Here is a 12,841-nt window from a genome sequence, read left to right on the forward strand (position 1 = left end):
CGCCGTCCGGCAAAGCTGGCCTGGTCGTCAATGAACGAACCGCGCCACCACATCGCGATAGCTGCGGCTGACCTTCACCTGGCTGCCCGAATCGAGCACCAGGAAGCATTCGCCGTTGGTGTGCGGCTTGACCTGGCGGACGAGATCGAGGTTGACGATCGTCGAGCGGTGGACACGTTGGAAGCGGCGCGGGTCCAGGCGTTTTTCCAGGTCCTTCATCGTCTGGCGCAGGATCAGCGTGTTGTCGCCGGTCTTGATGCACATATAGTCGCCCGCCGCCTCGACGATTTCGATCGAATCGACGTCGACCCGGAAGATCTTGCCGCGATCCTTGATGTTGATCAGCTTTTCGAAACGGTTGGCGGCCATCGTCTCGCCGTCGCCGGCCATTTCCTCGATCGCGTCCGGGGCAAATTCGGCAAGCACTTCCTTGAGCTTCTCGACCTCTCCGACGCCGCGTTTCTCGCTCATCCGCTGGCGGACACGGTCGAGCGTGTCGGCCAGCCGCGATTCCTCGACCGGCTTGACCAGATAGTCGACCGCCTGTGCCTCGAACGCGCGCACCGCATGGTCGAGATAGGCGGTGACGAAGACGAACAGCGGCGGCTCGACCTCCATCAGGCCCTGGATGACCTGGAACCCGTCGAACCCCGGCATCTGGATGTCGAGAAAGACGAGGTCGGGCTTGTGCGTCTTGATGCTGCGGATCGCCTCGCGGCCGTTGGCGCATTTGTCGATGATCTCGACATCGTCATGCGTCCTCAGCCGCAGCTCGAGTCCCTGGATCGCAAGGGTTTCGTCGTCCACCAGGATGGTTCGGATTGTCATGCGGCCTCTCTGCTCGGTTCTTCTGCCTGGTACGGAATTTCGATTTCGACGGTAAAGCCGCCCCCGGCCATCGACCGCGTGTCGAAACGATAGTCAGGCCCGTATGCCTGCGCCAGCCGATCCTTTATATTGGCGAGCCCGACGCCGGTTGAAAGGCTCGGCGGGAACGGTGTGTTGATCAAGCCGGCACCGCTGTCGGATACGGCAATCTGGACGCGTTCGCCGACCAGACGTGCGGAAACCGCGATTTCCGCCCCCTCCTCGCTTGGCGTCACCGCATATTTGATGGCGTTCTCGACCAGCGGCTGGAGCAGCAGCGACGGCAGGCGCGCGCGTTCGGCATGCGGGTCGATCTCGAACCGCGGGCGCAATCGTTTCTCGAAGCGCATCTTCTCGATTTCGAGATACAATTTCAGCGTCGCCACTTCCTGCGCCAGCGTGACCAGCGCCGTCGGCTCGTAGACCAGGGTGAAGCGCAGGAAATCGGCCAGCCGCGACAGCATCGCATTGGCCCGCTCGGTCTCCTTGAGCAGCACCAGGGTCGAGATCGAGTTGAGCGTGTTGAACAGGAAATGCGGGTTGAGCTGATAGCGCAGCATCGCCAGCTGCGCGCTCGACGCCTGGCTTTCGAGCACCAGGAGCTGATCGTTCTGATGCTCGACGATCAGGTAGAAGTTGATGCCGAAATAGAGCGCCGACCAGCCGGCCAGCACCGTGAAGTTGAGGAAGATCGTGCCCAGCACGAGGTTGAGGTTGGGGCCCGGATTGTCCAGCTTGATGAAGCTGAACGAGAAGGCATCGAGCACGGCGTACAGGAACGTCGCCGCCGCCAGCGTGACGACGCACAGCAGGACACCCCTGATCCGCGGCAGTGTGCGGTAATAGCCGTACAGCGTCGAGAGCAGCAGCGTGACGCAATAGCCGATGATCGATTCGATGATGCCCGAAACGATGACCTCGGCCGACTTGCTGTTGGACAGCGACGACACGCTGCGCAGCAATAGATAGCCCGACCAGCCCGCCGCCTGCAGCGTCCAGAAGGCGCGCGCCTTTTCCTCGAAGAACGGGCGGCGAAAGATCGCCGGCGTCCAAAAGCGCGGGCCAGGCGAACCAACCGCCGGATCGGCGGGCACGGGCGTGGAGGCGGGGATGCTGGCCATGGACATGCCACCTTACGCCGCTGACGATGCGACGAAAAGGAGTGGCGTGGGAAAGCGATGCAAGCGGCACCGACGCCGGACGCGGAACCGCCGCCCCTGCAAAGGAAAACCGCCACCCCGTCACCGGGGCAGCGGTCTTCCTGTTGATGCGATCGCCGATCTCAAAACGAGAAGATGAGTGAGCCCGTGATTGAGCGGGGCGTGCCGATGACGGCATTGCCGACGGTATAACGGTTCGGCAGGCCGACAAAGCCGCTCGAGCCGCTCAGGCCGCCGATATAGACCTTGTCGAACAGGTTGCTGACGTTGAGCTGGAAGAACGTCTTCTGGTTGTCGCCCATGAGGCGGCCCAGGTTGAAGCGAAGGTCGAGATCGACGATCGTGTAGCCTGGGATCTTCGCCCCGTAGATCTGGTATTCCTGCGCGCCGGCGACGACGTTGGCGGTCGGCACGTTCGCCGCTGTCGGACAGAGGCTGCCCACGGTGCCGACGGTCGCACCCGTGGTGCCGTTGACGCAGGTGAAAACCGGCAGATTCTCGTCATTGACGAAGCGCGCCCCGGTGTACTTTACCTGAACGCCCAGATCAAACAGCCCCACCGTCCCCTGCAGACGCCCACCGAGCGTGAAGTCCGGCGAACCGCCTTCGCGCTTGCCGGCAGTCTGATAGAATGTCGTGGCATTTGTCGTCGGGATACGCCCCGCCTCAATGTTGGTCTGGATCTTCGAGTGCAGGTACGACCCGAAAACGTAAATCAAGACATCCTTGATCGGCTTGTACGATAACGACGCGTCGATCCCGTACTTATCGACCGTGCCGAGGTTGCGATAGACGCTCGTATCGCTCTCGACGTCATAGACCGACGCCGTACGATTGTGGAACTTGGTGTACCAGCCGGCAAGCAGCGCCTGGACCTTGCTCGTCGAGTAGCGGAAACCGAGATCGAACGCGTCGGTCGTCTCCGGTGCGGGGGTCGCCTGGGGCGAGCCCGCCGCATAATAGAACGAATTGTAGAGATTGTCCGTGCTCGGCACCGACAGGCCCTTGGCATAGCTGACGTAAACGCTGGCAGCATCGGTCAGGTTGAAGGTCACGCCGACGTTCGGCAGAACGCGGTTGTACCTCAGCACTCGATTCTGTGGCGGAGAGAAACCAACGACGCACGCCGCCGTCGTCACGGCGCACGACCCAGTGGCTGGACGCGTAACAGCGCCCACAGTCGTCACGCCAGGCGCAAAATAAGTGTAGGGGTTGGCCGCCCCATAGGCGGCAGTCTGGCTTGGCGAGACGCACGACACATTGCCGTTGGCCTGAACCGTGAAGCAATTCTGGGTCAGGTCGCGCCTGAAGAACGGCGCGCGAACACCGAGCACCACGGTCAGCTTGTCGTCGTCGAACGTACCGCGATACTCGCCCGACACCTGGTTCAGGATTGCGAGCGAGCGACGGTCGCGCTTTTCAATCAACGCGCCGCTGCCGTCGCGGAGGCCGCCGTTGATCGGGAAAACATCGAGCGGCTCGCCATTGATCCCGACGAGGCCGACTTCGCCGGTCTGGCGGTGACGGCCATAATCGAGCGTATAGTTCAAGCGGACGCGGTTGTTGTCGTTGAGATCATAGGCAAGTCCGGCCGAACCTTCGAAGCGGCGCGTGCCGGTCTGGCTCGGCGCGATGCCCAGCACCGACGTATTGGGGGTGATGACGCCGTCGCCGTTGAGGTCACGGCCGGTATAGTAAGCAAAGCCGCCCGGTGAACCGTTGCCAGTATTGCCGGTGGTGTTGATCACGCCGGTGAAGGTGCCGGTGGTGCACGCGACGCGGTTCGTGTTGCCGGTGGCGCCGCACCCTTCGTACAACGTCACCGTGCCACCGCCATTGGCCTTCACATACTGATAACTGGCATCGAGTGTGAAGACGAGCTTGTCGGTAAGCGTGAAGCGCGAACCGAACCGGATGTTGCCGGTGTTGGACGGATTGTAGCGACGATCGAACTCGGTGCCGCAAGCCGCCCCCGCGGTCGGCTGGGTCGGCGTCGCGCCGGTGGTCAGGCACGGATAGTTGATCGAATAGAAGCGCTCCGCTGCGGTCAACGGCGAGCGGTTCGCCGAGTTAGGCCCGACGATACGTGCCACGGGCGTCGCGACGAACGGCGTCTGCGTCAGATCGGTGCGCAGCGGCACCGAGCCGAGGAAGTTGTTGCGGTTCTCGTTCCACTGACCCGCCAACGATATGAAGTCGCCATTGGAACCGAGTGGCTTGTAAAGGCGCGCATTGTACTGCGACTTGCGCAGCTTGCTGTAGTTGTTGAAGGGGTTGTCAGCTTCTGTACGCGACGCCGTGACGAAGGCGCGAATTCCCGTCTTCAAGATGTCGCCGGTATCGACCGATCCATAAATTCGGAATATCGAGCGGTTCAACGGATCGTCGTTGCCAGCATATTGACCATACGTGCCGCTCATCATCGCGCTGAAATTCTCGGTCGGAACGCGCGTACGAATATTGACGGTGCCACCGACTGCCGAGGCGGTCGGGCTGTCGACGTCAGTCGTACCCAGATTAACGGTGACCGACTCGAGTGTTTCGGGATCCTGCTGCTGGTTCGAATAGATCGCATAGTTGCCGGTGTCGTTCAGCGGGATGCCGTCAAGCGTCTGCGAAATGCGGGACGAGTCAAAACCGCGGATCGTGAACGTACCGCCAGCCGCGCCGGTCGCGTCATTGTTCTGGAAGCTGACACCCGGCAGCAGGTTGATCATCTCGTTAACGGTCTGGCCCGGCCGCTGGCGGCCAATCAGCTCGGCGCCGATGCCGACACGCGACTTGGGCACGTCCGGGATGATAATCGTGGTATCGGTCTGCCTGCTTGCCGTGACGACGATGTCGCCTTCGAAGTCGGTCGAGCCGGTCGACTGCGCCATCGCCGCCGCCGGCATCAGGATCGCAGCCGCGGCTACGCCGACGAAAAGTTGATTGCGCATAAATTCCCCCTTTGGGCGCGAGTCGCTCTGGCGCGGCGATTCTCGCCGTCTGCGGGTGCCCTTGGAGCCGGATTATTTCGCTTCAATGACAGTACCAAGCGCTCGGTGGCAATGGTTAACGTTTCGGCAATGCCGCGTTGCAAAATGGCATCACCGCGCAGCGGCGGCGATCGCCGCCCAGCCCGCTTCGTCGATCACCTCGATACCCAGTTCGGCGGCCTTCTTCAGCTTCGATCCCGCCCTCGGACCCGCCACGACCAGGTCGGTGCGCGTCGACACCGATCCCGCCACGCGCGCGCCGAGCCGCTCGGCCTGTGCCTTGGCCTCGTCGCGGCTCATCGTCTCCAGCGTGCCGGTGAACACGATCGTCTTGCCGTTCACACGCGACTCGCGCCGCTCGACCACGAAGCGCGGCGGGTCGACCTCGGCCAGCAGGTCGTTCCAAACGAGGACATTGTGGAGCTCGTGGAAGAAATCGCCCAGGGCGGCGACCACGGACGGCCCGACCCCGTCGATCAACGCGAACTCGGCGAGCGCCTCGGCGCCCTCGTCGTCGCCGTCGCGGGCGCGGTCGGCGGCGGCGCGGAGGGCGGGAAGCGTGGCAAATGTCTTCATCAAGTCGCGCGCGGTGATCGCGCCGACGTGACGGATGCCCAGCCCGAACAACAAGCGCGCGGCGTCGGGCCGCCGCTTCGCCTCGATCGCGGCGAGCAGGGCGTCGACCGACGTCTCCTTCCAACCTTTCATGGCTAGGAGATCGTCGCGATGGGCCGCGAGGCGGAAGATGTCGGCCGGCTCGGTGATCCAGCCGAGGTCGAGGAACAGCTTGAGCCGCTCGACCCCCAGCGAATCGATGTCGAGCGCGCCGCGCGCGACGAAATGACGCAGCCGTTCCAGCCGCTGCGCCGGGCAGATCAGCCCGCCGGTGCACCGGATGTCGACCTCGCCGGGCTCGGCCACCGCCTCGCTACCGCATTCCGGACAATGGTCGGGAAAGCTCCACGGATCGCGCGGTTGGTCGCGCGTGAGATTCTCGACGATCTGCGGGATGACGTCGCCGGCGCGTTGCAGCAGCACGCGGTCGCCGGGCCGCACGCCGAGCCGTGCGATCTCGTCGGCATTGTGGAGCGTGGCGTTGGTCACGACGACGCCACCCACCGTCACCGGCGCCAGCCGCGCGACGGGGGTCAGCTTGCCGGTCCGGCCGACCTGGATGTCGATCGCGTTGAGGATGGTCTGGGCGCGCTGGGCGGGAAATTTGTGCGCCAGCCCCCAGCGCGGCGCACGGCCGACAAAGCCCAGCCGCGCCTGCCAGTCGAGCCGATCGACCTTGTAGACGACGCCGTCGATGTCGAAGCTCAAGTCGGCGCGCACCGCCTCGATCGCGCGATAGGCGGCGAGCATGTCGGCCGGCGGCGCACCCGCCCGGAACTGGCCGGCGACGGGGAAGCCCCAGGAGCGGATCGCCGCGATCACCGCCGACTGGCTGTCGCCGGGCACCACCGATGCCTCTCCCCAGCCCCAGGCGAAAAAGGCGAGCGGCCGCGACGCGGTGATGCCGGCATCCTTCTGGCGCAGCGACCCGGCGGCGGCGTTACGCGGGTTGGCGAACTGGCGCGCCTTGGCCGGGTCGTCGGCCTCGGCGAGCAGGCGCGCGTTGAGAGCGGCAAACGCGGCCTTTTCCATGTAGATCTCGCCGCGCACCTCGAACAGGTCGGGCGCGTCGGCGGGCAACTCGGCGGGGATCGCGGCGGTCGTGCGGACGTTGGCGGTGACGTCTTCGCCGACCTGGCCATCGCCGCGGGTCAGCGCGCGGACCAGCCGCCGATCCTCATACCGCAGCGAACAGGACAGGCCGTCGATCTTCGGCTCGGCGGTGAACAGCAGCTCGGCGTCCTCGGGCAAGTGGAGGAACCGGCGCACGCGCATGACGAACTCGCCGACCTCGCCATCGCCAAAGGCATTATCCAGGCTGAACATCGGCCGGGCATGCGCGACCTTGGCGAGGTGTGCGGCGGGGGCGGCGCCAACCTGCCGGCTGGGGGTATCGGCGCGGATGAGGTGCGGGAACGCCGCCTCGATCACGTCGTTGCGGCGGATCAGCCCGTCGTAATCGGCGTCGGCGATCTCCGGTGCATCGTCGGTATGATAAAGGCGGTTATGGCGCGCGATCTCGGCCGCCAGCACCGCCAGCTCGGCGGCGGCCTCGTCGTCGGTCGCGGGCATGGCGGGCAAGGCGGTCATGCCGGACAGCTACCCGGCATCACGCGGCCTCAAGCAGCTTGTCTGCCTGCGCGCGCGCCTCGTCGGTGATCGTCGCGCCCGACAGCATCCGCGCAATCTCCTCGCGGCGCTGATCCTCGTCGAGTTCGGTGACGCCGGTGCGCGTGACGATGCCGTCGCTCGACTTGGCGATGAAGAAATGGTGCGTGCCCCGCGCCGCAACCTGCGGGCTGTGGGTGACGACCAGCAATTGCGTGCCCTCGGCCAGCCGCGCCAGCCGCTCGCCGATCGCGCTGGCTACCGCGCCGCCGACACCACGGTCGATCTCGTCGAACACCATCGTCGCGGCCGCCCCGCGCTCGGCCAGCGCGACCTTCAGCGCGAGGATGAAGCGCGACAATTCGCCGCCGCTGGCAATCCTGGTCAGAGGCGCGAACGGTGCGCCGGTATTGGTCGCGATCTCGAACTCGACGCGGTCCTTGCCGCCCGCGCCCCATTGTTCCGACGGCAGCGCGGCGACCACCGTGCGGAACCGCGCGGCATCCAGCCTGAGCGGCGCCAGTTCTGCTGCGACCGCCGCATCGAGCCGGCCGGCGGCGGCGTGGCGATCGGCGGACAGCGTGTCGGCGGCGCGTTCATAGCCGGCGCGCGCCGCCTCCGCCGCATGCTGCAGGCCGGCCAGTCCCGCCGCGCCCGCGTCGATCGTCGCTAGCCGCGCCGCCATGTCGTCGGCCAGGGCTGCCAGCGCATCGGGCTGGACGCGATGCTTCCTGGCCATTGCGCGCAGATCGAACAGGCGCGTCTCGTCCTGTTCCAGCGCGAGCGGATCGAAGGTCAATGCGCCGCGCGCCTCGGTCAGCGACTGGTCGGCCGCGGCTGCAGCGTCGATCGCGCGGTCGACCGCCGCCAGCGCCTCGGCCAACGCAGCATGCGCGTCGGCGATCCGTTCCAGCTGGCGCGCCGCCTGGCGAAGGCGCGCTAGGCCGCCCTCGGCGCCCGAAAGCTGCTCTTCGATCGTCGTCAGATCCTCGGCGATCCGTTCGGCGCGCTGCATGGTCCGCCGCCGCTCGGCCAGCGCATCTTCCTCGCCGGGCTCGGGGGCAAGCTGGACCAGTTCGGCGACCGCGTGCGCCAGATATTCGCGGTCGCGATCGGCGGCATCGACCTGCGCGTGCGCATTGGCCAGCGCGTCCTCGGCCTCGCGCCAGGCGTGATGCGCCCGCGCCGTCGGCCCCGCCGACGCCCCGGCGAACGCATCGAGCAGCGCGCGATGGCCGCGCGGGTTGAGCAGCCCGCGATCGTCATGCTGGCCGTGAACCTCGACCAGCAACGGCGCCAAGGCACGGAGCAATCCGGCCGATGCCGGCTGGTCGTTGACGAACCCCCGGCTGCCGCCATCGGCCTTGACGATCCGGCGGATCAGCAGCGGCTCGCCGGGCTCCGGCTCCAGCCCGTTCTGGGCGAGCATCGAGGCGATCGGCCCGCCGCCGGGGGGAGCATCGAAGGTCGCGATCACAAGCGCCTGCGCCGCGCCGCGCCGCACCAGCCCGCTGTCGGCGCGCGCGCCCAGCGCCAGCCCCAAGGCGTCGAGCAGGATCGACTTGCCCGCGCCGGTTTCGCCGGTCAGCACGCCCAGCCCCACACCGAAATCGAGGTCCAGCGCCTCGATCAGGACGACGTCGCGAATGGTCAGCGCGGTCAGCATGGCTGGGCTCTTAACGCCAATCGCCGCGCCACGAAATCATGCGGATCGGGTCGGACCGATCATCTCGGCTGGGTGCCCGCCCCGCCGGTATTGCTCGAACCGCTATTGTCGGTCTTCTGGTCCTTGGGCGCGATCGAGGTCGTGCCGGGCGCGGTCGGCCTGGCGCCCGCGATGAAGCCGACCGGGATCACCGCCGTGCCCGCGGGAACCGGCGCCACGGCGGCGACCGGATGATCCTGCATCAGCTTGTAAGCGCGCTTGTACCAGTCGGTGCCGGGATAGTTCACGCCTAGGACCGCAGCCGATTTCTGCGCCTCCTCGGGCACGCCGAGCGCGAGATACGTCTCGGTCAGCCGCATCAGCGCCTCGGGCACATGGGTCGTCGTCTGATAGTCGTCGATCACCTTGCGGAAGCGCATCGTCGCCGCCAGCCATTGCCCGCGCGTCTCGTAGAAGCGACCGATCTCCATTTCCTTGCCCGCCAGATGGTCGCGCACCAGATCGATCTTCAGCCGCGCGTCTGACGCGTATTTGGAACTGGGGTAGCGCCGTGTCAGCTCGCCCAGCGCGTCGAGCGCCTGGTTGGTGATCTTCTGGTCGCGAGTCACGTCGGCGATCTGCTCGTAATAGCCGAGCGCGATCAGGTAATAGGCATAAGGCGCGTCGCGGTTGCCGGGATGGATCGACAGGAAACGCTGGGCCGACTGGATCGATGTCGGGTAATCGCGGTCGAGATAATAGCTAAACGCGCCCATCAGCTGCGCGCGCCGCGCCCAGACCGAATAGGGATGCTGACGCTCGACCTCGTCGAACAGCGCCGCCGCCTCCTTGTAGCGGCCGGCGTCGAGCCGGCGCTTGGCAAGCGAGTAGAGCGTCCCGACATCGCGCGCGACATAGGGCAGGTCACCCTTGGCGCGGCCGGCGTTCCTCGCGCAACCGGCAGGAATGATCAGGGCGGCGACCAGCGCCAGCGCGAGCGGACGATACGGAGGAATACGCATAGGCGCGAAGCCTTAGCGCAGCCGACACGGGCCGAACAACGATTTTCGCCCGGCGGGTTTTTGCAAAGGCCCTGCGGAGCGGATCGCCTCGACCGACCGTTCAGGCTAGGGTGCAGACCCCCGTATGCCCTTCAGGAGAGACTCAGCCCATGACCGCAACCCTGCTGGCCACCAAGCGCGTCGAGAAGCCCTGGGGGCGCCATACCCTGTGGCCGGGCTTCAGCGATCCGGCGCCCAGCAGCGACCCGATCGGCGAAGTCTGGTTCCAGACGCCCGATGCCGGGACCCCCGACCTGCTGATCAAATATCTGTTCACCAGCGAGCGGCTGTCGGTGCAGGACCATCCCGATGACGCCACCGCGCAGCGGGCCGGCTATCCGCGCGGCAAGGACGAATGCTGGCTGATCCTGGCCGCCGAGCCCGGCGCGACGATCGCGCTGGGCACCCGTACGCCGACCACGAAGGAGGCATTGCGCGCCGGCGCGCTCGATGGTTCGATCGTCGACATGCTCGACTGGAAACCGGTCACGGCGGGCGACTTCCTCTATTCGCCGGCGGGCACGGTGCATGCGATCGGCGGGGGCATCACGCTGATCGAAGTGCAGCAGAATGTCGACCTGACCTATCGCCTGTACGATTACGGCAGCGATCGCGAGCTCCATCTCGACTCGGGCATCGCGGTTGCCGACCCCAATCCGTTCGTCCCCCGGCCGGTCGTTGGCCAAGTCGAGGAGGGACGGACGATCCTGGTCGAAGGGCCCAAGTTCGTGCTTGAACGCTGGGCCGGCGGCGAGCGCGACGTCAGCCTGCCCGACGGCGTCACCGGCTGGCTGGTGCCCATGCACGGCGACGGCGTGGTCGGCGGGGTCGCGTGGCGGGCCGGCGAATGCGTGACGGTGACCGGCGACGCCATCGTTATCGCCGGCGCCGGCGCCGACCTGTTGTTCGCCTATCCGGGCACAACACGGATCTGACCTGGCGAACGGCTAGCGGTCGTTAACCATAGTGCGCCTAATAGGGAGCGCGATGCTCCGCGTGCTGACCCTGTCCTCGCTGTTCCCCGATGCGTCGCGGCGCAATTTCGGGGTGTTCGTCGAGCGCCAGACGCTGGGCCTTGCCGCGCATCCCGATGTCGAGCTGAAGGTCGTCGCCCCGATCGGCCTGCTGCCGTATCCGCTGGTATCGACGGCGCGGCATGCCGCGCTGGCGCGCCTGCCGGAAGTCGAGACCTGGCAGGGGGTCGAGGTCTTTCGCCCGCGCTTCGCCGCGTTGCCCGCAAGCGGCGGGCGATATCATGCCCGGCTGCTGACGCGGGCGCTGCTGCCGGTGCTGGCCGAGATCCGCCGCGACTTCGCATTCGACGTCATCGACGCCTCGTTCTTCTATCCCGACGGCCCCGCCGCGATCGCGCTGGGGCGCCGGGCCGGGGTGCCGGTATCGATCAAGGCGCGCGGAGCCGATATCCACCATTGGGGCGTCGCACCCGGCACCGCGCGCCAGGTGCTCCGGGCCGGCCTAGCGGCCGACGGCCTGCTCGCGGTGTCGATCGCGATGCGGCGCGACATGATCGCGCTGGGCATGCCGCCGGATCGGATACGCGTCCATCGCACCGGCGTCGACCTGAGCCAGTTCGCGCCGGTCGCGCGGGGGCCCGCAAAGACGAAGCTGGGCGTGCCGGGCACGTTGGTCGTGTCGACCGGCGCGCTGATCGCGCGCAAGGGCCATGACCTGGTAGTCCAGGCGATCGCGTCACTGCCCGGCGTCACCTTGCTGATCGCCGGCGAGGGCCAGCAGCGGGCGGCGCTGGAGGCGCAGATCCTGGCACTCAATCTCGGCAACCGTGTGCGGCTGCTAGGCGCCGTGCCGCATGCCGACATGCCTGCCCTGGTGGCCGCGGCCGACGTGATGGCGCTTGCCTCAGCCAGCGAGGGACTGGCCAATGCCTGGGTCGAGGCGCTCGCCTGCGGCACGCCGATCGTCATCACCGACGCGGGTGGCGCGACCGAGGTGGTGACCGAACGCGCCTACGGGCGGATCGTCGGGCGCAGCGCCGCGGGCATCGCTGCGGGGATCGCCGCGGTGCTGGGCGACCGCACCGCACCCGGGACGGTCCGCGCCGGGGCTGAGCGCTTTAGCTGGGAGGCGAACACCGCCGGGCTGTACGACCACCTGGCGGGATTGGTCGCACGTTATCAGCCCAGCGGGTAGAGTGCCGCCCCGATCCACCGGCCCTCGCCGCGCAGCACGCTCCACGTCCGGGCGGCGGCGCGGCTGTCCATCGCCTCGACGCCGATGCCGCACGCCTCTATCGCGCGGACTAGCGATATCCGCGGCCGCCGCAGCGCGGCCCCGGTGCCGAGCAGGATGAACTCGGGCGTCGGATCGATTTCCATCAGCGGCGCGAGCGCGGCCAGGTCGAGCGCATCGAGCGCCGGCGGCATCCACATAGCGGCGCGCAGCGGGGTCAGCGTCAGCGCGCGATAGAGATTGTCGTCGACCCGGAACGCGCCGCCGGCGATCCCCGACACGACCGGCCCCTCGGCGCGGTCGCGGTCGATCCGCATCAGCCGCGCTCGGTAGGGGTCACGCGCTCGGCGCCGGTCGCCGGGCTGGCCTTCACCGCGCGGTCGGTCGGCGGCTCGGCGCGCAGGCCGAGCGTGATCAGCAGAGACGACGACACGTAGATCGACGAATAGGTGCCAACGAACACGCCGAGCATCATCGCCGCGGTGAAACCGCGCAGCACGTGCCCGCCGAACAGCAGCAATGCGAGCAGCGCCAGGAGGATCGTCAGCGAGGTCATGACGGTGCGCGGCAACGTCTCGTTGACCGACAGGTTGATGATCTCGGCCATGTCCATCTTGCGAAACCGGCGCATGTTTTCCCGGATACGGTCGTCGATGACGATCTTGTCGTTGATCGAATAGCCGATGATCGTCAGCACCG

At 67.0% G+C, this 12,841-nt stretch carries 9 protein-coding genes and 1 pseudogene; 2 read left to right on the forward strand and 8 right to left on the reverse strand.

Annotation, left to right across the window (positions count from 1 at the left end; all coding sequences use genetic code 11):
* Positions 1 to 27: 27 nt before the first annotated feature.
* From ACFE7K_RS11595 to ACFE7K_RS11620, 6 genes are all read right to left on the reverse strand, one after another.
* On the reverse strand, positions 28 to 828 hold the full coding sequence (locus ACFE7K_RS11595) for a LytR/AlgR family response regulator transcription factor (RefSeq protein WP_375398349.1): 801 nt from the start codon (positions 826 to 828) through the stop codon (positions 28 to 30).
* Positions 825 to 1,988, reverse strand: a complete 1,164-nt coding sequence (locus ACFE7K_RS11600) for a sensor histidine kinase (protein WP_375398350.1) — start codon at positions 1,986 to 1,988, stop codon at positions 825 to 827. The genes ACFE7K_RS11595 and ACFE7K_RS11600 overlap by 4 nt, the downstream gene beginning before the upstream one ends.
* Before the next feature lie 161 nt (positions 1,989 to 2,149).
* Positions 2,150 to 4,921, reverse strand: a complete 2,772-nt coding sequence (locus ACFE7K_RS11605) for a TonB-dependent receptor (protein WP_375398351.1) — start codon at positions 4,919 to 4,921, stop codon at positions 2,150 to 2,152.
* Positions 4,922 to 5,116: 195 nt separating this feature from the next.
* Positions 5,117 to 7,210, reverse strand: coding sequence for an NAD-dependent DNA ligase LigA (gene ligA, locus ACFE7K_RS11610; protein WP_375398352.1), 2,094 nt, complete (start codon positions 7,208 to 7,210; stop codon positions 5,117 to 5,119).
* A 19-nt stretch (positions 7,211 to 7,229) separates the two neighbouring features.
* Positions 7,230 to 8,894 (reverse strand): DNA repair protein RecN, encoded by a 1,665-nt coding sequence (gene recN, locus ACFE7K_RS11615; RefSeq protein ID WP_375398353.1) that lies wholly within the window; start codon positions 8,892 to 8,894, stop codon positions 7,230 to 7,232.
* 59 nt (positions 8,895 to 8,953) lie between these two features.
* Positions 8,954 to 9,895 (reverse strand): outer membrane protein assembly factor BamD, encoded by a 942-nt coding sequence (locus tag ACFE7K_RS11620; protein WP_375398354.1) that lies wholly within the window; start codon positions 9,893 to 9,895, stop codon positions 8,954 to 8,956.
* 149 nt (positions 9,896 to 10,044) lie between these two features.
* Here ACFE7K_RS11620 and ACFE7K_RS11625 point away from each other — a divergent pair, with 149 nt between their 5' ends.
* Positions 10,045 to 10,869 (forward strand): class I mannose-6-phosphate isomerase, encoded by an 825-nt coding sequence (locus tag ACFE7K_RS11625; RefSeq protein ID WP_375398355.1) that lies wholly within the window; start codon positions 10,045 to 10,047, stop codon positions 10,867 to 10,869.
* Positions 10,870 to 10,921: 52 nt separating this feature from the next.
* Positions 10,922 to 12,103, forward strand: a complete 1,182-nt coding sequence (locus tag ACFE7K_RS11630) for a glycosyltransferase (protein ID WP_375398356.1) — start codon at positions 10,922 to 10,924, stop codon at positions 12,101 to 12,103.
* Here ACFE7K_RS11630 and ACFE7K_RS11635 read toward each other — a convergent pair.
* Together ACFE7K_RS11635 and ACFE7K_RS11640 are read right to left on the reverse strand one after the other, a co-directional pair.
* On the reverse strand, positions 12,088 to 12,459 hold the full coding sequence (locus ACFE7K_RS11635) for an MTH938/NDUFAF3 family protein (protein WP_375398357.1): 372 nt from the start codon (positions 12,457 to 12,459) through the stop codon (positions 12,088 to 12,090). The two genes, ACFE7K_RS11630 and ACFE7K_RS11635, sit on opposite strands and share 16 nt — an antisense overlap.
* Positions 12,459 to 12,841, reverse strand: a pseudogene (locus tag ACFE7K_RS11640) (protein translocase subunit SecF); the annotation flags it as partial. The gene ACFE7K_RS11635 and the pseudogene ACFE7K_RS11640, both read right to left, overlap by 1 nt.

Source organism: uncultured Sphingomonas sp., from assembly GCF_964244265.1.
Lineage (GTDB): Bacteria > Pseudomonadota > Alphaproteobacteria > Sphingomonadales > Sphingomonadaceae > Sphingomonas.

Coding starts and splice junctions, on each gene's coding strand:
- recN (WP_375398353.1), bottom strand. CDS start 8,894: ATGCTGACCGCGCTGACCATTCGCGACGTCGTCCTGATCGAGGCGCTG.
- ACFE7K_RS11595 (WP_375398349.1), bottom strand. CDS start 828: ATGACAATCCGAACCATCCTGGTGGACGACGAAACCCTTGCGATCCAG.
- ACFE7K_RS11620 (WP_375398354.1), bottom strand. CDS start 9,895: ATGCGTATTCCTCCGTATCGTCCGCTCGCGCTGGCGCTGGTCGCCGCC.
- ACFE7K_RS11625 (WP_375398355.1), top strand. CDS start 10,045: ATGACCGCAACCCTGCTGGCCACCAAGCGCGTCGAGAAGCCCTGGGGG.
- ACFE7K_RS11605 (WP_375398351.1), bottom strand. CDS start 4,921: ATGCCGGCGGCGGCGATGGCGCAGTCGACCGGCTCGACCGACTTCGAA.
- ACFE7K_RS11600 (WP_375398350.1), bottom strand. CDS start 1,988: ATGGCCAGCATCCCCGCCTCCACGCCCGTGCCCGCCGATCCGGCGGTT.
- ligA (WP_375398352.1), bottom strand. CDS start 7,210: ATGACCGCCTTGCCCGCCATGCCCGCGACCGACGACGAGGCCGCCGCC.
- ACFE7K_RS11630 (WP_375398356.1), top strand. CDS start 10,922: ATGCTCCGCGTGCTGACCCTGTCCTCGCTGTTCCCCGATGCGTCGCGG.
- ACFE7K_RS11635 (WP_375398357.1), bottom strand. CDS start 12,459: ATGCGGATCGACCGCGACCGCGCCGAGGGGCCGGTCGTGTCGGGGATC.